The sequence below is a fragment of the Paenibacillus salivarius genome (assembly GCF_051307165.1).
In the GTDB taxonomy this organism is placed as follows: domain Bacteria; phylum Bacillota; class Bacilli; order Paenibacillales; family Paenibacillaceae; genus Fontibacillus.
Genome location: NZ_CP195592.1, coordinates 2558388 through 2578485, shown reverse-complemented (window position 1 = coordinate 2578485; position 20098 = coordinate 2558388). Strand labels below are relative to the sequence as shown.

Below are 20098 nucleotides of genomic sequence, written 5' to 3'. Positions count from 1 at the left end.
TCCGAAAACCGGAGTCGCGAACACCAAGGAAAAGACAGCGGTTGTGCAATGCCCTAGAGCGTAGACGGCTCTCCTTCGCAAGCGTGAACCTAGAGGTTCTTGCCTCAACCGTCTCCTTCCATCAACGCACAAATCTCCTTCGCCGTCCGAATGAACAACTTGACGGCGATCGAAGCGTCTTCCAAGGAAGGAACGGCCAGGTTGATTTGCCGGGTGGGCTGCGGCTCGAGCATGCGAATCCGCACATTCGGCGGCAGGACGGACAAAGACAAGGAAATTCGGGACATGATCCCCATGCCCAACCCTTCTTGAATCATGTTCAGCGCCGTGTTGACGTTATTGACGACAAATTCGGGACGCAAATTGACTTGAAACCGGTCAAATATTTCATGAATCGGGTTGTCATAACCGCCTTTACATATAATCATCGGCTCATTGTCCAGATCCGTGATATGTATGGCGGCCCGCTGCTGCAACGGATGATCTTCCCGCAACAGCAAGAACAGTTTATCCTCGAGAAACGGAATAATTTCCAAATCATCGTTCGGCGGAATGATCCAGCCGACATCGATGATGCGGGAAGCGAGCCATTCCCGGATGTCATCGATGGATCCTTCGCGCAGATCGTAGTCAAGCCCGGGATAACGCTCCCTGAGGGTACGCAAAATTCGGGGCAGGAAGTGTGCGGACACGGCCGGAAACGCACCGATCCGGATCGTTCCGACCTCAAACCCTTTCTCCGCGGTGATCTCCTGATACACTTTATCGTAGCCTTTTAAAATATCCCTGATATGGACCAGAAGTCTTTGCCCGATATCCGTCAGCAGGATGCCGTTTTTGCGATCCCGAATCATCAATTTCACTCCCAATTCGGTTTCCAATGTAGACATGGCGCGGCTAACGGCGGGCTGGGTCATATTCAATTCATGGCCGGCTTTGGTAAAGCTCCCCGTCTCGGCGATAAAGGCGAACAGCTGAAGTTGAGAATAGTTCATAACAATTCTGTTATCTCCATCATAATTAACATTCATTTTATTTATTCTAAAAGTCATTGTAACATTATAAAATAAAAAAACAACGGAGTTGAGAGTTCGATGTCACAGCTTTCCAAGAAACAAACAGCATGTTATCTTATATTTCTTGTGGTCATTTGGGGGGTCAACTGGCCGCTTTCCAAATTTGCGCTTCAATATACCCCACCGCTGCTTTTTGCGGGTCTTCGTACCCTGATCGGCGGATTATTGCTGGTTCTTATCGCGCTACCGCGCTATAAAACTTTGAATTTCAAGCAAACATGGCATATTTACCTGTTTTCTTCCGTGCTCAATATTATGCTCTATTACGGCCTGCAGACGATTGGACTGCAATACATGCCTGCCGGACTCTTCTCGGCAATCGTCTTCTTTCAGCCGGTGCTTCTCGGCATTTTCTCTTGGCTGTGGTTAGGAGAAGAGATGTTCAGCTTGAAAATGATTGGATTGATTCTTGGTTTTCTCGGCGTGACCGCAATAAGCCTTGGCGTCGGTACAGGCCCCATTTCCTGGGTAGGGATCTTGCTCGCCGTCGCCAGTGCGGTCAGTTGGGCCCTTGGGACACTATATATGAAAAAGACTTCGACGCAGGTAGACGCGCTTTGGGTCGTTGCCCTTCAGATCACGATCGGAGGAGTCGTATTATTAGGAACGGGGTCCGCATTCGAAAGTTGGTCGGCCATTCAATGGAACGCTTCGTTCATGTCGGATCTGCTGTTCATATCCGTCTTCGTGATTGCCCTTGGATGGCTCGTCTTCTTCAAGCTGGTCGGTTCCGGCGAAGCGGGGAAAGTCGGCTCATTTACCTTTTTGATCCCGCTCATCTCGATTATGGTCAGCGTCCTGTTCTTTGATGAGAAAATCACGATTCAGCTGGTCGCGGGACTTGTCCTCATCGTAGGCAGCATCGTGCTGGTCAATTCGAAAAAGCCGGGCTTAACCGCAAGCAACAGGTAGTTTAATCAAAATGTATTGGAAAATAAAAAAACCGCCGAGAATTTCTCGGCAGTCTTGGGCAGTGCTTGCGCACTGCCTTGATTTTTGTTGATTAGCTGGCGCGAATGACCTTGACGTCAGCCGGTATGACCTTGGTTCCTTCGTAAAGCATAAAACGTCCGTTTTGCCATTCAATGCGCATCAGCTTTCCGTCGTCGGACTGAAACTGCCACACGTGCTGCTCCCCGCCCTGCATAAAAGGAGTTCTGCCGACGACTGCGACGTATCCGCCGTATTCTTCCTCCAGAAAATACTCAATGCCGTCCAGCTCCATCTGCGTAGGAACTTCCGACGGATCTTCAAGTCGTCCGTCAATCGGTTGATACAGCTGATATTGCAGATTTTCGCGCTCCTCGATGAGCAGGTAGCTGATGCTGCTCCCATCCTGAAGCGTGAGGACTGCGGCGTTACGGCCCCGGTTGTTGACGCGTCCGGTCACTTCATAGGTCACCAGGGAAACCTCGCAAATGTCTCCCGGAGCCAATGCCAGCATGCTCTTTTCCACGAGCGGCGGCTCCGGCTTGGCGAACAGATTCCCTATTCTTTTCCATACGCTCATCTTCGGTCAAGCCTCTCTTTTCGTTTCGCGCTTTTCGTGCGTCACCGATTATTGTTTCTCTTCGTATTGCTTCAGCAAAGCCGCCAGCTCCGCTTCAACCTCGGAGTCCTTGTTCAAGCTGGCGAATTCGTCGTCAAGGGACTTCCCTTTCGACGTCAGTTCATTGCTGGCTTCCGCCTGGGCTTCCATTTGCAGCATTTTTTCTTCCATCCGTTTCAGTCCGCTTGCGGCACTGTCCGTATTGAAGCCGCCGATCGCCTTGTTGATCTCGTTTTGGGCCTTCGCCGCGTTATAACGGGCCACCAGCGTTTCGCGCTTATTTTTCATTTCCGTCAATTGCTTGCGCATCTCTTCCAGCTTGGCGCGAAGATTGTCGGCTGAAGCTTTGTTTTGCTCATAGTTCGCTTTATACTCGTTCATTTTGGCTTCGGCCGCTTTCTTTTCTTCCAAAGCGCGGCGGGCCAAATCGATGTTTTGCGCTTGAGCAGCCGTGTGGGCCTGTTGGGTCCGCTTCTCGACGAGCGCTTCCTGCTCTTCAAACAGGGACTTGAACTTCTTCTCGATCGCAATCTGTGCGGCAACCGCCTTCTCGGCGTCCTCCAGATCCTCTTGCATATCGCGGATGTACTGATCCGTCATTTTGATCGGATCTTCGGCTTTATCAATCATCGCGTTAATGTTGGACATGGTCAAATCACGTAATCTTTTAAAAATGGACATGGAATTCTTGCCTCCCCAAAAATTTTAACTTCTTGATAAATGTTTACGTTCCGGAGTTTCCAAGGTTTCATTCAGGAGAAAATTTTTATATTCAAATTAGAATCATCAATTCCGCATTTCAACTCTCGGGAACAACGAAAAGCCTCGAAACTGTTCCGAAAAGCAGGTTTTTTCTGCGGGAAACAACTCCGAGGTATTGGTTATTTGGTACCTATAAATTCCTGAACCCAATATCCGTTATAATAGCCGACACCGATTAAATTGTAATGCGAGTTCAAAATATTCGCCTTGTGACCCGGACTGTTCATCCAGTCTTCCACGACTTCCTTGGCGCTCTTTTGACCCATCGCGATATTTTCGCCTGCATATTTGTAAGTGATGTTAAAAGCGTCCATCATGTCGAATGGTGAACCGTAAGAAGGCGAACTGTGGCTGAAATACTTGTTTTTGTACATGTCGATCGCTTTCGTTTTTGCCATTTTAGATAAATTCGTATGCACGACAAGCGGCTTTAGACCGGCCTTCACCCGTTCTTTGTTGACCAGTGCAACGACTTCCGTTGCCCGCTCTGCCTGTATCCTCGCATAAACCGCGGCCATTTCCTTCGTTTGAGCGGCGCTCGCGGTCCGGGTACCGGCCGGTATCGTTGCTGCCATCCCCGCCAAGACGGAGAATACCAAGCCCGCTGCGATCCATCTCATGCTAATTCTTTTCATGATATTTCTCCTCTTTAGTCAGTATTTTTTCCAACAATTAACGAGATCCTTGTCATATTTTAACACGGGATTTCTGTAAAGTGGATACGAAATTAATGGAAATTTGGAAAAATGGAAAGAAGCCCTCCCCAAGCATCGCCCGAGGAAGGCCTTATTCTCAAAAAAGCCTACTTATTTTTTGGAAGCGTATTTCCGCATATCGAAGGCAACCGCCGCCACGATGATGGCGCCTTTGATGATTTGCTGCCAGTACGGTCCGACACCGACGAAGGTCAAACCGTAGTTGATCACCGTGAAGATCAGCACGCCGGCCATAATGCCCGGAACCGTACCGATTCCGCCGGTCGTCGATACGCCCCCGACCACGCAGGCCGCGATCGCGTCAAGCTCGTACATGTTACCGTAGTTGTTCGTGGCCCCGCCGGTTCTGGCAGCTTCAAGCACGCCGGCCAAACCGTAAAGTGCGCCTGCGATGGCATAAATAAAAATCAAATATTTGGTAACATTAATGCCGGATACCTTGGCCGCTTGCTCGTTTCCGCCGATCGCGTACATATTTTTGCCGAGCCGGGTTTTATTGAACATCACCCATACGATAAAGCAAACGGCGATCGCAATAAGTACGATATACGGAATCGAGAATTCGCCGCTGCCGATACTTCCCGAACCGAGGGTCGTAAAATCATTGCGCAGTCCGCCGATCGGTTGCGACTGGTTCGGCTCCGTATCGAAATACAGGGAGTTCAGACCGTAAATGGCGACCATCGTCCCCAGCGTGGCGATAAACGGCGGAACCTTGAATTTCGCTACGATCAGACCGTTGATCATCCCGAAGATCAAGCCCACGACGATCGCGATAACGATGGGTATCCACATTTGCAGCTGAGGAAGATCCGGGAAGAAACGACGCGGATATTCTTCCACTTGAAGCATGGAGGCGGAGATGACGGCGGTTAAACCAACCATCCGTCCGGCCGACAAGTCGGTACCGCCCGTAATGAGAATAAATGCGACTCCCAGTGCGATAATCACCCGGGTTGATGATTGAATCAGGATATCGCGCAGCGTATTGATTCCGATAAAATTCGGATCGTAGACGGCGATCCCCACCACGAGCAGCGCAAGAACAATATAAATGACGTATTGATTTACGAAATTCTGCATTTTTTTAGTATTCATGATTTTTCTCCTCCTTCTCAGCCTTAGTGCTGGGCTGCTAGCCGCATAACTTCCTCTTCCGTTGCCTGTTCTCCATCCAGTATTCCGGTCAGTCGTCCTTCGGACATGACCAGCACCCGGTCGGACATCCCCAGCAGTTCCGGCATCTCGGATGAAATCATGATGATGCTTTTGCCCTGTTGGGCCAAATCCGCAATAATGGAATAAATTTCGAATTTCGCGCCGACGTCGATCCCCCGTGTCGGCTCGTCAAGGAGCAGTATTTCGGGTTCCGTCAGCAACCAGCGGGCAAGCAGCACCTTTTGCTGATTGCCTCCGGACAGGTTCATGATCGGCGTTTTCATCGAAGGCGTTTTTGTCCGCAATTTTTCGACCATCTTATCGGCTTCTTCTTTTTTCCGGCGCTCATCCAGCAAACCGTATGGCTTCACATACCGCCCAAGATTGGCGATCGCGGCATTCTCATGAACGGATAGTACCGGGAATATCCCCGTCGTCCGGCGTTCCTCCGTCAACAAAGCCAAACCGTGTTTTTTGGCGTCCCCGGCATTTTTGATCTTCACTTCCTTGCCGTTTATGGAGATCGTTCCGCTCTGGATCGCGCGGAGCCCGAACAGGGCTTCGATCAATTCGGTCCGCTGTGCGCCGACCAGTCCGCCAACCCCGAGGATTTCGCCCTTCCGAAGCTCGAACGAAACATTTTTAAACGAACGCGGATCGGGAGAAGTCAAATTCTCCACCTTCATAATGACCCCGTTCGGCACATTGTGGCGGTCAGGGAAGCGCTGCGTCAAATCGCGGCCGACCATCTTGGAAATGATGAGATCCGTCGTCATTTCCATCGCAGGCCAGGTTCCTATTTTTTTCCCGTCCCGCATAATGGTCACATCGTCGGAGATCCGCAAAATTTCTTCCATTTTGTGCGAAATATAAATGATGGAAACGCCGCGTTTTTTCAAATCATTGATGATCCGGAATAAATGCTCCACTTCCACGCTGGTCAAGGAAGAAGTAGGTTCGTCCATCACGATAATCTGGGAATGGAAGGATACCGCTTTTGCGATCTCGATCGATTGGATTTTGGATACGGACAAATTGCCGACGATCGTATCCGGACTTATATCGATATCTAATTGTTTAAACAGCTCCCGCGTCTCCACATTCATCTTCTTGTGGTCCACAAATTTGAACGGACCCCATCCAATGAGCGGAAAACGGCCGAGCCATATATTTTCCATGACATTACGGAACGGCACAGGGTGCAATTCCTGGTGAATCATCGAAACTCCATGAGCAAGCGCATCGCTGGAATTGTTGATTTCCGCCTTTTGTCCATTGATGTAAATTTCGCCGCCGTCCGGTTTGTAAATCCCGAACAGGCATTTCATCAAGGTCGATTTCCCCGCCCCGTTCTCGCCCATCAAGGCGTGCACGGTTCCGGGTCTCACTTGTAACGTAACCCCGTCCAGCGCTTTAACGCCGGGAAACTCCTTGGAGATCTCCTTCATCTCCAGCGCATATTTCTGATCCGTCATGATTTCGCCCCCCTAAATTGTTCTGATCCGAAAAGAGGCCCAGCAGCGCATTCCCTCCAAAGCTCCATCCATCAATTCAGCTTATATAAATCGGGAGGTTCGTACCCTTTTCCGGTCGCGAACCTCCCTTTTAGCTTCTATTGCGAGAAGTCCTGCTGCCTGTACGCAGCGGTTATTTAAACTCGGCCGCGTTTTCTTTCGTTACCTTTTGATAAGGAATCCAAACGTATTGATTGTCCGTGATTTCAAACCCGACGCTGTCCTTGTTGACTTCGCTGCCTTTGGCAAGCAGGGATGCGAGAGTGACGGCCGCTTTACCTTGGTTCTCGGCATCGTTAAGCACCGTACCGAGCATGGTTCCTTGCTCGAGCGCTTGGATGGCCGGTGCCGTTGCGTCAACGCCGACAACAGGCATGTATTTGTCGCCGGTGAAGTATCCGGCCGCTTTCAGAGCTTCGATGGCGCCGAGTGCCATGTCATCGTTGTTGGCGAAGACGGCTTCGATTTTGTCGCCATTGGATGCCAGGAAGGCCGCCATTTTTTCTTGACCTTTTACGCGGTCCCACATTGCCGTATCTTCGGCCAGCTTTTCAACCTTGATCCCCGCGTCTTCAACGGCCTGAACGGAATATTGCGTACGAAGCTCGGCGTCCTGATGGCCCGGCTCGCCTTTCAGCATGACGTATTGGAGTACGCCGTCACCGTTTTTGTCGGCTTCCGGATGGGCTTTCCAGTAGTCCACGATGATCTGTCCGGACAAGGTGCCCGACTCTTCCGCTTTTGCGCCGACGTAATACACTTTATCCCACTTCTTCATATCTTCCGGAAGCGGTTCGCGATTCAGGAACACGACCGGAGTATCCTTCGCTTTCGCTTTATCGATAATGACGCCGGCAGCCGTACGGTCAACCGGGTTCACGATCAAAGCTTTCGTCTTTTTCGTCAAGAACAAGTCGATTTTGTCGTTCTGAGTTGGCTGGGAGTTTTGGCTGTCGACAATGTCCACTTTCGCGATGCCGCTGGCGTTTTTCTCGATCGAATTGCGAACGCCCGTCATGAATGTATCGTCAAACTTATAAATCGCTACGCCGACTTTCGGTTCGCCGTCACCGCCGCTCTCCTTGTTTCCGGCAGAGCAACCGGCCATCGTAGCCCCAAGCAATAATGCCGCTAATACCGCAGTACCGACCTTTTTCATTTGTACTGACCTCCTGAACTTGTTTTATTTATCTTTTATTTATCCTGCTGGATACGTTCTCATTATGCCTTGAATCCATTTCTTTGCGAATCTAAAATTCTGAGGTGTTCTATAAAAATTCTGATGAGGTTATCGAGGAAAAAATACTCCCCTTCATTCGAAGGAGAGTATTCGGAAATCCGTTATTTTACAAAGGGGAACAACAGCTTCTGATTTTCCGGCCACAGCATGTTGTCCAGATCGATCAGCTTCGTATCCGTCGGAATCTTATCCTCGAGCCGTTCTCCGTGAGCCGCCTTTGCCGCCGCCATTACCGCCAAATATCCGTTGTTGAACGGATTTTGAACGACCATGGCTTGAACGGTTTCCTCCTGAAGGAGTTCAAGCATTTCCGGCGGATTGTCGAAAGCGATCATTTTGATGGTCCCGCCGTAACCGAGCTCCTCAACCGCCCTTCCGGCCCCGATCGACGATTCCGCGCTCAGCGACACAATCCCGTCAAGCCCCGAATAAGCTTGAAGCATGTCGCGCGTAAGCCGGTATGCGAGCGTTTCGTCCGAACCGCAGTATCTCGTATCCAGAACGCGGATGCCCGGAAACCTGGCTACGTAATCCAGGAATCCTTCCTCCCGCTGGTCGGCGTTACGCGCTCCTTTTACAAAGTTCACGATGCCGATTTCTCCTTGCTCGCCGATGAGCTTGACCAAGCGTTCGGCCGCCTTTTGGCCGGCCTCATAATTGTTCGTCCCCACAAATGTCTTCACCTTGGTGGAGGCGACCTCCGAATCCATCGATATCACGGGAATGCCGTAATAGGACGTCCTGTCGGTGACCTGCCCAAGGGCTTCGTAATCGCTCGCAGCCAAAACGATGGCGTCCGGCCTGCGCTCAATCGACTCTTCCATAAGCCTAATCTGATCCTTGTAATCATTTTCGTTTTCGGGGGCGAGGAAATTCAATCGAACATTGTATTCCTTAGCCGCCACCTCGGCCCCCATTTTGATCGTGCTCCAATAATCCCCCCGGTCCATTTTCACGATCATATCCACGACGAGCACCTGATCGCCATTTTGCAGATCGCCTGTAGCCGTGCAGGAGGAAAGCAGCGGAAGCATCAAGAGAAGCGGAAGCATACGCTTGCCCCGCCGAAAAATGAATCTCACGATTCATCGCCCCCTTCCTTCGGGAATTCCGGCCTCACCATCGGCAAATGAATGGTTACGGTCGTGCCTTCCTCCGGTTCACTTTCGTAATGAAGTCCGTAGGTCTTGCCGTAATAAAGCTTGATCCTCTCCTGGACGTTGATTACCCCGACACCGGACCCGCTTTCGCTGCGCAAGCTTCCCGACATCAGTTTATCCACCGTCTCCTTCGTCATCCCGATTCCGTTATCCTTAATGACGAATTCGAGGCGATCTTCACGTATTCGGGCATACACACCGATAAACCCTTCCTCGGCGGATTTTTCGATACCATGATGAATCGCATTTTCAACGAGCGGCTGTAAAATAAGCTTTAACGTCTGGAGCCCCAACGTCTCCGGATCGGCAACGATTTCATAACGAAATTTATTTTTGAACCGGATCGTCTGGATAATCAAATAATGCCGCACATGTTCCAGTTCTTCCTGCACGGAAATGATATGTTTCCCTTTGCTCAAACTGATCCGGAAAAAACGGGACAGCGACGTGATTGTCGTCACCACTTCGTCCGTTTTCCCGAGCTCCGCCATCCGGGTCACCGAATTGAGCGTATTGTAGAGAAAATGAGGGTTGATCTGGGACTGAAGCACATCGAGCTCGCTTTTGCGTTTCGCCTCTTGCTCTTGAATAATTTGATCCATCAGCTCGCGGATTCGCCGCAGCATGAGATTAAACCGTTTCGACAGCTGCTCCACCTCGTAGGCGCCGCTGACATATACCGTAGTCCCGAAATCGCCCTGCTCCACCTTTTTGACGGACCGTTCGAGACGGCGGATCGGCTGCGAGATTTTGTCGGAAACATAAAGATTAATGACCAGAATGACAGCGACGGCAGCCAAAAGAAAACCGTATAAAAATCCGCTCAGTTCCTTTTTCGTCGTCAAAAATTCATCCGCATAAGCGACGCCGACGATTTTCCATCCGGCCGGCTTTACGGTCTGAATCGTGATGATTCTTTGTTCGCCATCGGACTCGTCCACATAGCTCCCGAAAGCGTAATTCAGTACCGGCTCCAGATTTTCGTACTTCAAGCCCGCATATATGAGCTGCTGCTGCGGGTGATACACAATATTTCCGACGCTGTCGATGATGTAGACGTATCCTTTTTTTCCGAGGCTTACCCGCTGGCTGAGTTCATCGATCGTCCGAAAATTGATATCCATGACAAGCACGCCTTGCCTTACGCGGGAATCGTCGCGATACGTGATCATTTTGCTCATGGACACGACCCAACGGTAATCCGACTTGAAAAGATTTTGAATATGCGGAGGAGTAAACTGCAGCGTATCAGGATTTTGAAGCGCCGATTCAAACCAAAGCTGCTCCGTCAGTTTGGTGTTTTGCCGCATCGGATACGCCGGAACGCCGCGAACCAGGTCCCCTTCCTTCGTAAACAAAGCCATCGAAACCAAATCCTTGCGCGTCATCAACATCGTGCCGAGCTGCTCGCCCAGCCCCTGGTCGTCAGGTACATCCAAAGTTTCATTGATTCTCGCCTCCGCGATATCAAAAACATCCTGCATTCCGCTGACATACAGTTCCAGATTAGCGTTGACCTGTTCGATGATTTGGCCCAGGTTCATATAGGCATTCTCTTCCGCGGCCTTGCTGAACCGGTTAAAAAGCAGGGCGCTGACCAGTACGACGACAAAGACCGTAATCGTAATGGAGGATAAAGAAATCAGCACCTGAATTTTACGAACATGAAACCCCGAGAAAAACCGGGTCAGTTTGCGCAGCCGGCTCATGTGATTTGTGCTCCGCCCCGGTATTCTTTAGGGGAAATGCCGAATTTCTTGCGGAAACAGAAGCTGAAATAATTCGGATCCGAAAAACCGACCCGTTCGGCAATTTCAAAGGACTTCAAATCCGTCGTTCTGAGGAGCTGCTGGGCGGCCTCCATTCTCACCCCCATCAGGTAGTTTACGAAGGTGGTCTTTGTCTCCTTTTTAAAAATATTGCTGAAGTAACCGGTACTGATGTGAAGATGCTTGCAAACCTTATTGATGGAAATGTCGGACTCGCCATAGTGAAGCTGAATATAATCCTTCGCTTCTTCGACGAGCTTGCCGTAACCGGTTTGACGTTCGCTAGCGACTTGGTGCATCAGCCTCAGGCAAATGTCCGTAAACCAAACCCTCGCCTCCGTGGCATGAGACATTTTGGACAATTGTCCGAGTACCATCGCGGCGTCCCCAAGCAACCCGGCAAGATTCACGTGTACATCTTGCGCTGCTTTAATCACCGCGGTCAGCATCATCATCAAATAGACCTGAAAATCCTGGAACGAGATTCGGCTGTCCAACAGCCCGCCGAACAGCTCGTCCATCAGCAGTTCCAGTTCCAATTCGCTGCCGACCTTTAAACAGCGGATCAGTTCCCGTTCTTTTACCTCGTCAAAAACAAACGTAACGATCTGACGGGATTCGACGTCATTGATCCAAATGATCTTGTTATTCCCTAAAATCAGCCGATAGTCCAAAGCGCGCTGGGCTTCCTGATAGGATGCCGACACTTCCCCGATATCGGTAATGGCCGAACCCGCACCGATCGTAATCGTCAGCTTCAAATAACGCTCGACACTGAAGCGGATCTCCTCCAGCAATTCAAGCGTCCTCACGATTTCCGCATCTTTGTCAGCGCTATCAAAAATGCGAAGCAGCACGACTTCGTCATGATGGATAAACACCTTTCCCGCAAGGGATGGGCTTGCCAGCTCGTCTGCGATATTCAGCACCGCAAAGAGCTGAAGCTGCGTATCGTTCGTTTCCCGAAGCGACGGTGAATGTTTGCCCTCGACAATCTCCGGTTCCCTGTTGGATACGGTGGCGTAAGGATCGATCCGCAGCACCGAAACCATATAGCCCTCGCCGTCCAGGTCCAGTTCATAGTGCCTGCATTTTTCCCGGATTTCCGCCTTCGTCAGGCGCCGGGACACCAGGGAAGATAGAAATAGGCTCTGCAGCACCGGCAGATTTTTACGATAATGCTCGGTTAAAAGCTGCACATTTTCCTTAGCGGCCCTTTCCTCGTCGATTTGACGCTTGACCTTGCTCAATACGGCCGAAAGCTCCGCGGAAGAAAACGGCTTGAGCACATATTCGTCGATGCCGAGTCGAATCGCCTTCTGCGCATATTCAAATTCCTCATATCCGGTCAAAATTACGATTTTAGTATCCGGATAGGCGCTTCGGATCCATTCGGCAAGCTCCAGCCCGTTCATAAACGGCATTTGAATGTCGGTTACAACGATATCGGGCAAATGCTTCTCCACCAGCTCGGCAGCTTCCTTTCCGTTCTCCGCCGTATCCATCACCCGGCAGCCGAGCCCTTCCCAATCGATTAATTGCAGCAATCCTTCTCTTACATCTTCTTCATCGTCGGCCAAAACCAGCTTATACATTAGGGCGACCATCCTTTTCCCTCGATTTCCCCCCGATTTTATCCCATCGATTTCAATTTGTAAATCGGGTCCTTCGGGACAAGCGTAGACAAACCACGACCTTGGTCCAGGTTTATTTCCGCCTCAGGGCTGTTTCGGTATTCCACGAAAGGCCGTACCATGTTAATATCAAATGGAACACATCAAAATATGGAATAGATACCCAATAAATAAATGGCGGTTGGATGAAAGATGAAAACAAACAAACAAATTTTTATTTTGCTCAGCAATCCTAATACCATCGTAGCTAAAATGATCGGGCTGTATACGAGAGCACCTTATAATCATGCTTCGATCGCCTTCGATCCCGAGCTCAGCGAAGTGTACAGCTTCGGCAGAAAACACCCGCTGTTACCGATATTCGGTGGTTTTGTCAAGGAAAATATTCATTCAAGAGTGTTCGAACGTGCCACATGTGCCGTCTATAGCTTTACGGTCAGCGAAGAAACATACCATCAAATGAGAGATTACGTCCGTCAATTCGAAGAAAATCGTGATTTGTACAGTTACAACTTTATTGGTATTTTGGGCGTTATCCTGAACATGGAGCTCGGGGGTAAAAACTCCTACTTTTGTTCGCAATTTGTCAGCAGTGTCTTCCAGCAAGCGGGAATCAGGCTGCTTGATAAATCCGCAGGTCTAACGACTCCGGACGATTTCTCTTCCTGCCCGCATCTGAAGCTTACTTTCCGCGGCGAAATGGAAATTTACCGCCGGAATTACTGCCACACCGCCGCTTCATTGGAACAGCACCGCTTGTATGCAGCGAATTAATTGACTGAAATCCATTAGCTTTTGAGAAGACCGTTAGGCATCGTTATTTTTGCCCTAACGGTTTTTTTAATGAAATTTTCCCGCAAAACCGGTGCAGGAAATGACGGGTACCGACGCTCCGTTTCAGGTATTCTTCAATTAAAGGAGGTCATCATCCGTGGATATGCTGAAAAACATGAATCTAGCGATGGGATATATCGAAGAATGCCTGACCGAAGAAATAGATATGAACCGGGTGGCTCGGCTCGCGGGATGCTCGGAGTATCATTTCACGCGAATGTTCTCTTTCCTGGCGGGAATACCGCTTTCCGAGTACATTCGCCGCAGGCGCCTCACGCTGGCGGCTTCGGACTTGAAACAGACCGGGATGCGGGTCATCGACATCGCTTTAAAATACGGGTACCAATCTCCGGATTCGTTTGCCCGGGCGTTTATTCATTTGCACGGCATGTCGCCTTCCGAGGCGCGAAGCCCGGACGCCCTAATCAAGGCATATCCGCAAATGACCTTCCAATTGACGATTAAGGGAGGACATGAAATGAAGTATCGGATTGAAGAAAAGGAAGAGTTTCGAATCATCGGCCTCATGCGCCGGGTTTCCATCGTGTTCGAAGGAGTGAACCCGGAGATCGCTTCCATGTGGGAGAGCCTGGACGAGAATAGGATCGCCGCCTTAAAGCGTCTGTCCAACATTCAACCAAGCGGGCTGATCAGCGCATCCACGAACTTTTCGGAAGGTCGCATGGAGGAAAAGGGCGGGCTGGACCATTATATCGGCGTTGCTACCACTCTCCCATGTCCGGAAGAACCCGGTTTGGCTGCTCTGGAAGTGCCTGCCTCCACATGGGCTGTGTTCGAGGCGGTCGGTCCGTTTCCGGAAACGCTGCAAAATGTATGGGGGCGAATCTATTCGGAGTGGCTCCCGTCCACCGGCTTCGAATTGGCCGAAGGGCCCGAAATCCTATGGAACGAACAAAAGGATGTCGGCATCCCCGATTTTAAAAGCGAAATCTGGATTCCTGTCCTTCGCAAAAAGTCGATGGCATAATCCGCAAAAAAATCCGTACCCGAAATTTCGGGTTCCGGTTCGGTTCACGAAAAAAAGACGCCGTTCGGCGTCTTTTTACTTATAGAAAGAAAACTGCTCACAGTAAGGTTTTGCTTAATCGGTAACCCATGCAGGTGAAACCGGAATATTCGTAAAAAGATTTGGAAGTCAGATTGTTTTCCCCGGCTACCGATACGAATAACTCCGAACTGCCCCGCTCTCTCCCCCATGTCTCCGCCTCGAAAAGCAGACGTTTGCCGATTCCGGTACCTCTATGTTTCTCATCGACAACCAACGCGGTAATTAAAGTAACCGGGTTCTCCATATCGTGAGTTTGATGCTGCTTCAAAAAAATCGTACCCACGACGGCCCCGTCCAGTTCGGCAGCCAGACTGCAGAGCTGGTCATGGTTTTCCAGCATGGCGAGACGTTCCTTCAAGACGCCGGGCGTGGTAGGATAGCGAAGCTGACGCATCAATGGAAGCATTTGATGCACATCCTCGGAGCAACTTCTTCGGATCACTAGGGTTGGAGCACAAACCTGAGTACTCAATTTGACCAAACCACCTTTAATAGACTTGCCGCTTGCTTGGCGCGGCTGCGGGCTGTTTCTACATTATCTGCGCTGCTTAGGGCGACGGCCATCCGTCGGCCTTCCTTGGAGAGCGGTTTGCCGAAAACGCGGACCTGCGTTCTTGGCAAGCCGAGCGCCTCGTCCAATCCTCCGATTTGAAAATCTTCCCCTTCGGCATCGGCTTTTAAAGTTGCCGACGCGCCGGGCGTCAAAAGTTCCACCGACGGAATCGGAAAACCGAGAATCGCCCGCACATGCAGGGCAAATTCCGACAAATCCTGAGTGACCATGGTCACCATTCCCGTATCATGCGGTCTTGGAGAAACCTCGCTGAATACAATTCCATCCTCCGTAACGAACAGTTCCACTCCAAACACGCCGTAGCCGCCGAGGGCATCCGTAATTTTCCGAGCTACGGCCTGCGCTTCGTGGCATTGGTCCTCCGTCAAGGGATGGGGCTGCCATGACTCCACATAATCCCCATCCTGTTGAACATGGCCGATCGGCGGACAAAAAATCGTGCCGGATGACGTTCTGACCGTCAGGAGCGTAATTTCGCTCGTGAACGGGACGAACGATTCAACAATGACGCGCATTTTCTTGGCGCGCGCGCCTTCCAAGGCCAGTCTCCAACTTTCAGCCGCATCTTCCGGCCTCCGGCAAACGCTTTGGCCTTTCCCGGAGGAGCTCATCAGCGGCTTGATCACGCAAGGTAACCCGATTTCCGCAACGGCGGCTTCCAGGTCTTCGAGACTGTCCGCGAAGCGGTAATCCGCGGTACGCAGACCCAGCTCTTCGGCCGCAAGCCGTCGAATCCCTTCCCGGTCCATTGTCAGCAACGTGGCTCTGGCCGTAGGTACGACTTTGAAACCCTCCTGCTCCAATTCCACCAGCACAGAGGTGGCAATCGCTTCGATTTCGGGAACGATGATGTCCGGTGATGTCCGGATGATCAGTGCTTTTAAGGATTCCCCGTCCAGCATATCTACGCAATAGGCTTCATGGGCAACGCCCATCGCCGGTGCATGCTCGTAACGGTCGGCAACGATCGTCCGCAGACCCAGCCGCTGTGCTTCAATGACGACTTCCTTTCCCAGTTCCCCGCCTCCAAGAAGCATCATGCTCTTGGCGCGTTCTGATACAGGAGCACCCCACATGAGTCCTGTTTTCCCCCTTGCTTGTCTTCTTCTTATTCTATTTTCAGGTTTTGCGACAAATAATGCAAGAGGTCGGGAGGAAGTTTCACATTTTGGCAGCAAAAAGTTACAAAAGCTGGGCGATCCGTGATCCCGATGCGGTAAGTCGTAGGAGAATTTCCTCCCAATTCGCTTCGTTTTCCGGAGCGTCCCCCAAACCGGCCATCCCGGATTCCCATTCGTCCCATTCGGCTTTAAATCTATCGGCTATTGCGGCAAAGCGCCGGTGCGCTTCCGAACAATAATACTCGCCAAGTCCGCGGCCGGCATCGTCAACCGCCTGCTTTAAGGCATCGGCAAGCGGTTGTTCCAAAGCCTCTCGCAGCTTCTGTTTTCCGCCATCCTCGAAAAATGCTTTCGGACTCTTAAAGTACCCTGAATAGTCGCGGGTTTGCAGGAGATGCTCCAACTTACCTTCACCGACTTCCGGAGTTTCCCAAGTCAGGGACGCGACATCCGAAGAGAACACGGGAACGCTTCGTAACTCCTCCTTTAATTTTTGCGTCCATGCCGTGCATTCGGCGGCAAGCACCGCATCGCACTTCTTCTCGAGCCGAAGCGAAGTCGATTGGAGTTCGCGTTCGAGTTCCAGCGACAGCTGGCTGACCCAGCCGTGGAAAGAAGCGGCAAACTTCCGCTTCAAGTCCCCTTCGTCCCGCAGCAGCGAAGGATGGAAAAACTCCTGGAACAGATCGCCCGCCAACAATTTCAGCCGGTTTCGGACATGGAACAGCAGTTCCTCGGCCTCCTGAAGAATCAATGGGCTTCTGTCGCATGCGGCAAGGTTATGAAGCAGCTCGGTAAACCGAACGCGGTCTTCCTGAATGAGGGCGAGTTTATGCGCCCGATTCTCCCGGCTCTCCCGCAAAGCTTCGCCCCACTCCACCGCCCGCTGTCTCACGGTCTCCAGTTCGCGGCCGGCTGCCTCAAGCGCAAGATGGGTCAGTTCATTCCCGATGAAGTCGAAAAACTTCGTTTCGAACAAAGCGAATCCGGATTCCGAGAAACGTTGCAAGTCTCCGTCCGCCTTAGCCGATTGCGCGGCAAGGCTGGAAACGGCATGAATTTGCGGTTGATCGATTCCCGCCCCCTTCAGGCCGCCGGCAACATGCTCCACGACCGAAGCCAACTCCTCGGAAGTGGAGGCCAAGTCTGCGGCATTGACGATAAAGAACATTTTATCCAGCGCAAAGCTCCCTTTCACGCGCCCCAGATGAGCGAGGAACTGACGGTCCGCCCTGGAAAAAGCATGGTTATAGTACGTGACGTAAATCAATGCGTCGCTGTTTTTCATATATTGAAAAGTAACGCCCGTATGCCTTGCATGGATCGAATCCGCGCCCGGCGTGTCTACGATGACGATGCCTTGTTCGGTCAAAGGACAAGAATAATAGAGATCCACGCCTTCGACAAAGCAGGCGATACTCTCTTCGGCCACATAAGATGCAAACTGCTCAAGATCCGCTTGTTGCCGGGTTCCCAATTTTTGCGAGCTTTGTTCCCAACCGGCTGCAGCCGCTTTGAGAAAACTGTAATGTGCCCGGCCGGAAGGGGGAACATCCACCGCCCGCAGTTTCTCCACCTCGGAGCGCCAGCTCCGCTCCTTCCAGGGCCCAAGCTGGAGCGCCTCAAACGAGTTCGCAAGGTCTTCGCGCATCGTCTCCGGGGACTTGAACGTGATCAGCGCTTGGCCGTGTTCCATGCCTCCCTCGGGAGCGAGGATTCTGCTGATCGCCGCCGTTGTCGGATGCGGCGATACGGGCAAAACCTTCGCGCCGAGCAGCGCATTCGCGAAGGATGATTTCCCCGCGCTGAACGCTCCGAACAGCGCGGCCGTAAACCGGCCGCCGCGCAAGCGGGCCGCGCGGGCGCGAAGTTCCCGTACCCCGGACGCAAAGGCCGGGTACGGGGCCAGCTCCGCCGCCGCGGCATCCAGCGCCTCGGCGGCGGCCGTGATGCGCTGCCGGCCCGCTCCGGCGGCCGGCGGCGCCAACGCCGCGCGGGGGCCCGGCCCCGCGGCGGTGTCCGGCGCGCCTGCGGCACGCGCCGCAGGCGGCTGCTGCCGCTGCTGCGCGAGCAGCGGCTGCCCGGGCACGTCCCTCACCTCCGGCAGGATGCCGGGAGGGAGGGACGGGGCTGCGCCGAGCAGCGCTTGCAGCTGCTCGGAGCGCAGGGCCGCGGCCGCGCGCAGGGCCTGCAGGCGCTCGGCCGCGGCGAGACGCGCCAGCAGCGCCTCGCGCTGCGCGGCAAGCTCTTCGCGCGCCGCGGCGAAGCGCGGCGCGGCCGAATCCAGCAGCCCGTCCGCCAGGGCGACGGCTGCGCGGCGGTACCGGCCGGAGATGCCGGCCGCGACTTCGGCGGTATAATGGAGCGTATACTCGCCGGACATGACCGCGCCTTCCCGGACCGGGCCGCTGATCCACGCTTCCTCCGCCTGCGGAAGCTCCTGGTCCATCCGGCTTTCCCAAGCCGGGTCCCAGAGCTCGTGCGACCGGCCGAGCGAGCGGAGCAAATCGCGGACATGCCAGTCCAGCTGCGCCGATACTTGTTCTTTCAGCTTCGCCAGAAAATCATCGGCCCTTTGCCGCTGTTCCCGTTCGCGTTTGCTCCGCTGAAAAAACAGCCCCGCCTTGAAGCCCGGCTGACGGCTCTCCAAATATTGTGCCGCCGCCTCTCGCAATGCCGGGGTCATGAGGTATGCGTTCGCAATGAGCGTATCCAGCTCTTCGATCCATTCCTGACGCAACCGCTCCCCCGTATCCTTTCCCGCTCCCAGCTTATGTTCCAGGACAAGCAAATCATGCCGAAGCGTTTCCGGCGAATCTTCGCCTCCGGATAGCTGCAGAAGCTCCGCCGTCTCATCTTGTTCGGCCGCAGTGCAGCGTTTCAGGAATTCCTCGCCACCGTGCTGAAGCGAACGGTCAATGCTGTACTCCAATAGCTCATCGGGATTCCGGAGCAGCGCTTTAATCGTTTCCTTTAGATCATCGAGCATATTTAAAGGGTGTTCCGCTTCTTTGAGGGAAGTGTAGAACACCCCCTCCGCCTTAATCCCCCAAAGTTCAAAAGCCTGGCCCACCGATAACCGGTATCTTTCAAACGGAACTTCCTCTTCCCTATGTTTGTCGACCTGGTTTACGACAAGATACAACGGTTTCCCCCAATCGGCCAGCTGTCTCGCAAAAGCCAGATTGGTTTCCGCAAGCACGTGATTATAATCCATGACATAAAAAACGATATCGGCCAGATGCAGCGCCGAATTCGTCGCGGCCGCATGAGCGGATTCGCCCGAGTCCACTCCCGGGGTATCGAGCAAGACGCCGTGCTCCCCCAGCAAAGGGATCCGGTCCCATATTTCGACTTTTTCGAATGCTTCGCCATCCCGGCAATATTCGTTCATCCCGTCAAGTGAAACGGCTTGAGGTTCCTTTAAGGTTATGCGTCCATCCGCTCCCTGAACGGGTGCCGGAGTCAATACCGCCTTCGGAGCTCCGTTGTGCAGCGCCGCGATATTGGCCGTCGTCGGCAACGGTCCGGAAGGAAGCACCGGCTTGCCGCATAAAGCATTGATCAGACTGGATTTTCCCGCGGAGAAGTGACCGCAAAACGATAAGGTCAGCTTTCCGGATAACGATTTTTTTCGCAGATCGCGAACTTTATGTTCCTCAGCCGTATCTCCTTGACCGGCATACCATTTTTCAAGACGGACAAGCTTTTCCTGCAAAGCTAAACCCGGTTTTGATGTAATCGTTTCCATGTTCAACACTCCTTCTTCCCGGCTCTGTCCCTTAAACACGGTAATGCCGAAAAGTCCAATTCTTTTCTCATTTTACCCTACCGAAAAACGACATGGAAGCCTTCCCCCGAATAATTTATATACCGGGCAACTCTTAGAATATCCGCTGATTGGATAATTTCCAACGAAGTA

The 20098-nt window shown here is 52.2% G+C and carries 16 protein-coding genes; 3 read left to right on the top strand and 13 right to left on the bottom strand.

What is annotated here, in order from left to right; all coding sequences use genetic code 11:
- Positions 1-104: 104 nt before the first annotated feature.
- Positions 105-995 carry a LysR family transcriptional regulator gene (locus ACSFXJ_RS11655; RefSeq protein WP_435925414.1) on the bottom strand — a complete coding sequence of 297 codons (891 nt, stop codon included), beginning with the start codon at positions 993-995 and terminating at the stop codon, positions 105-107.
- Between the two features lie 99 nt (positions 996-1094).
- Between ACSFXJ_RS11655 and ACSFXJ_RS11650 the strand changes: the two genes are divergently transcribed.
- Positions 1095-1988 carry a DMT family transporter gene (locus ACSFXJ_RS11650; RefSeq protein ID WP_435925413.1) on the top strand — a complete coding sequence of 298 codons (894 nt, stop codon included), beginning with the start codon at positions 1095-1097 and terminating at the stop codon, positions 1986-1988.
- Between the two features lie 91 nt (positions 1989-2079).
- On the opposite strand, the gene ACSFXJ_RS11645 is transcribed toward ACSFXJ_RS11650, so the two are convergent.
- From ACSFXJ_RS11645 to ACSFXJ_RS11605, 9 genes are all read right to left on the bottom strand, one after another.
- Complete coding sequence (locus ACSFXJ_RS11645) at positions 2080-2586, bottom strand: DUF4178 domain-containing protein (protein ID WP_435925412.1); 507 nt, start codon at positions 2584-2586, stop codon at positions 2080-2082.
- Between the two features lie 48 nt (positions 2587-2634).
- Positions 2635-3306 (bottom strand): PspA/IM30 family protein, encoded by a 672-nt coding sequence (locus ACSFXJ_RS11640; RefSeq protein WP_435925411.1) that lies wholly within the window; start codon positions 3304-3306, stop codon positions 2635-2637.
- Positions 3307-3506: 200 nt separating this feature from the next.
- Positions 3507-4022, bottom strand: a complete 516-nt coding sequence (locus ACSFXJ_RS11635; RefSeq protein WP_435925410.1) for a CAP domain-containing protein — start codon at positions 4020-4022, stop codon at positions 3507-3509.
- Between the two features lie 171 nt (positions 4023-4193).
- Positions 4194-5201, bottom strand: a complete 1008-nt coding sequence (gene mglC, locus ACSFXJ_RS11630; protein ID WP_435925409.1) for a galactose/methyl galactoside ABC transporter permease MglC — start codon at positions 5199-5201, stop codon at positions 4194-4196.
- Positions 5202-5224: 23 nt separating this feature from the next.
- Positions 5225-6736, bottom strand: a complete 1512-nt coding sequence (locus ACSFXJ_RS11625) for a sugar ABC transporter ATP-binding protein (RefSeq protein ID WP_435925408.1) — start codon at positions 6734-6736, stop codon at positions 5225-5227.
- Positions 6737-6908: 172 nt separating this feature from the next.
- Positions 6909-7934: a galactose ABC transporter substrate-binding protein gene (locus ACSFXJ_RS11620; RefSeq protein WP_435925407.1), complete on the bottom strand. Its 1026-nt coding sequence runs from the start codon at positions 7932-7934 to the stop codon at positions 6909-6911.
- Positions 7935-8116: 182 nt separating this feature from the next.
- Positions 8117-9097 carry a substrate-binding domain-containing protein gene (locus ACSFXJ_RS11615; RefSeq protein ID WP_435925405.1) on the bottom strand — a complete coding sequence of 327 codons (981 nt, stop codon included), beginning with the start codon at positions 9095-9097 and terminating at the stop codon, positions 8117-8119.
- On the bottom strand, positions 9094-10884 hold the full coding sequence (locus tag ACSFXJ_RS11610; protein ID WP_435925403.1) for a sensor histidine kinase: 1791 nt from the start codon (positions 10882-10884) through the stop codon (positions 9094-9096). The genes ACSFXJ_RS11615 and ACSFXJ_RS11610 overlap by 4 nt, the downstream gene beginning before the upstream one ends.
- A complete protein-coding gene (locus ACSFXJ_RS11605) occupies positions 10881-12539 on the bottom strand; it encodes a response regulator (protein ID WP_435925401.1) in 1659 nt (552 codons plus the stop codon). The genes ACSFXJ_RS11610 and ACSFXJ_RS11605 overlap by 4 nt, the downstream gene beginning before the upstream one ends.
- Before the next feature lie 231 nt (positions 12540-12770).
- Between ACSFXJ_RS11605 and ACSFXJ_RS11600 the strand changes: the two genes are divergently transcribed.
- Together ACSFXJ_RS11600 and ACSFXJ_RS11595 are read left to right on the top strand one after the other, a co-directional pair.
- Positions 12771-13352, top strand: coding sequence for a hypothetical protein (locus tag ACSFXJ_RS11600; protein ID WP_435925399.1), 582 nt, complete (start codon positions 12771-12773; stop codon positions 13350-13352).
- A 157-nt stretch (positions 13353-13509) separates the two neighbouring features.
- Positions 13510-14400, top strand: coding sequence for an AraC family transcriptional regulator (locus ACSFXJ_RS11595; RefSeq protein WP_435925397.1), 891 nt, complete (start codon positions 13510-13512; stop codon positions 14398-14400).
- 97 nt (positions 14401-14497) lie between these two features.
- Here ACSFXJ_RS11595 and ACSFXJ_RS11590 read toward each other — a convergent pair whose 3' ends face one another.
- The 3 genes from ACSFXJ_RS11590 to ACSFXJ_RS11580 all read right to left on the bottom strand — a co-directional run bounded on the left by ACSFXJ_RS11590 (position 14498) and on the right by ACSFXJ_RS11580 (position 19927).
- Positions 14498-14887 (bottom strand): N-acetyltransferase family protein, encoded by a 390-nt coding sequence (locus ACSFXJ_RS11590; protein WP_435925395.1) that lies wholly within the window; start codon positions 14885-14887, stop codon positions 14498-14500.
- 62 nt (positions 14888-14949) lie between these two features.
- On the bottom strand, positions 14950-16131 hold the full coding sequence (gene purT, locus ACSFXJ_RS11585; RefSeq protein ID WP_435925393.1) for a formate-dependent phosphoribosylglycinamide formyltransferase: 1182 nt from the start codon (positions 16129-16131) through the stop codon (positions 14950-14952).
- Positions 16132-16237: 106 nt separating this feature from the next.
- Positions 16238-19927 (bottom strand): dynamin family protein, encoded by a 3690-nt coding sequence (locus tag ACSFXJ_RS11580; protein WP_435925391.1) that lies wholly within the window; start codon positions 19925-19927, stop codon positions 16238-16240.
- Positions 19928-20098 lie beyond the last annotated feature (171 nt).

What these genes read in the sequence shown, in the direction of transcription:
- ACSFXJ_RS11655 (WP_435925414.1), bottom strand. Translation starts at nt 995, where the DNA reads ATGAACTATTCTCAACTTCAGCTGTTCGCCTTTATCGCCGAGACGGGG.
- ACSFXJ_RS11650 (WP_435925413.1), top strand. Translation starts at nt 1,095, where the DNA reads ATGTCACAGCTTTCCAAGAAACAAACAGCATGTTATCTTATATTTCTT.
- ACSFXJ_RS11645 (WP_435925412.1), bottom strand. Translation starts at nt 2,586, where the DNA reads ATGAGCGTATGGAAAAGAATAGGGAATCTGTTCGCCAAGCCGGAGCCG.
- ACSFXJ_RS11640 (WP_435925411.1), bottom strand. Translation starts at nt 3,306, where the DNA reads ATGTCCATTTTTAAAAGATTACGTGATTTGACCATGTCCAACATTAAC.
- ACSFXJ_RS11635 (WP_435925410.1), bottom strand. Translation starts at nt 4,022, where the DNA reads ATGAAAAGAATTAGCATGAGATGGATCGCAGCGGGCTTGGTATTCTCC.
- mglC (WP_435925409.1), bottom strand. Translation starts at nt 5,201, where the DNA reads ATGAATACTAAAAAAATGCAGAATTTCGTAAATCAATACGTCATTTAT.
- ACSFXJ_RS11625 (WP_435925408.1), bottom strand. Translation starts at nt 6,736, where the DNA reads ATGACGGATCAGAAATATGCGCTGGAGATGAAGGAGATCTCCAAGGAG.
- ACSFXJ_RS11620 (WP_435925407.1), bottom strand. Translation starts at nt 7,934, where the DNA reads ATGAAAAAGGTCGGTACTGCGGTATTAGCGGCATTATTGCTTGGGGCT.
- ACSFXJ_RS11610 (WP_435925403.1), bottom strand. Translation starts at nt 10,884, where the DNA reads ATGAGCCGGCTGCGCAAACTGACCCGGTTTTTCTCGGGGTTTCATGTT.
- ACSFXJ_RS11605 (WP_435925401.1), bottom strand. Translation starts at nt 12,539, where the DNA reads ATGTATAAGCTGGTTTTGGCCGACGATGAAGAAGATGTAAGAGAAGGA.
- ACSFXJ_RS11600 (WP_435925399.1), top strand. Translation starts at nt 12,771, where the DNA reads ATGAAAACAAACAAACAAATTTTTATTTTGCTCAGCAATCCTAATACC.
- ACSFXJ_RS11590 (WP_435925395.1), bottom strand. Translation starts at nt 14,887, where the DNA reads ATGCTTCCATTGATGCGTCAGCTTCGCTATCCTACCACGCCCGGCGTC.
- purT (WP_435925393.1), bottom strand. Translation starts at nt 16,131, where the DNA reads ATGTGGGGTGCTCCTGTATCAGAACGCGCCAAGAGCATGATGCTTCTT.
- ACSFXJ_RS11580 (WP_435925391.1), bottom strand. Translation starts at nt 19,927, where the DNA reads ATGGAAACGATTACATCAAAACCGGGTTTAGCTTTGCAGGAAAAGCTT.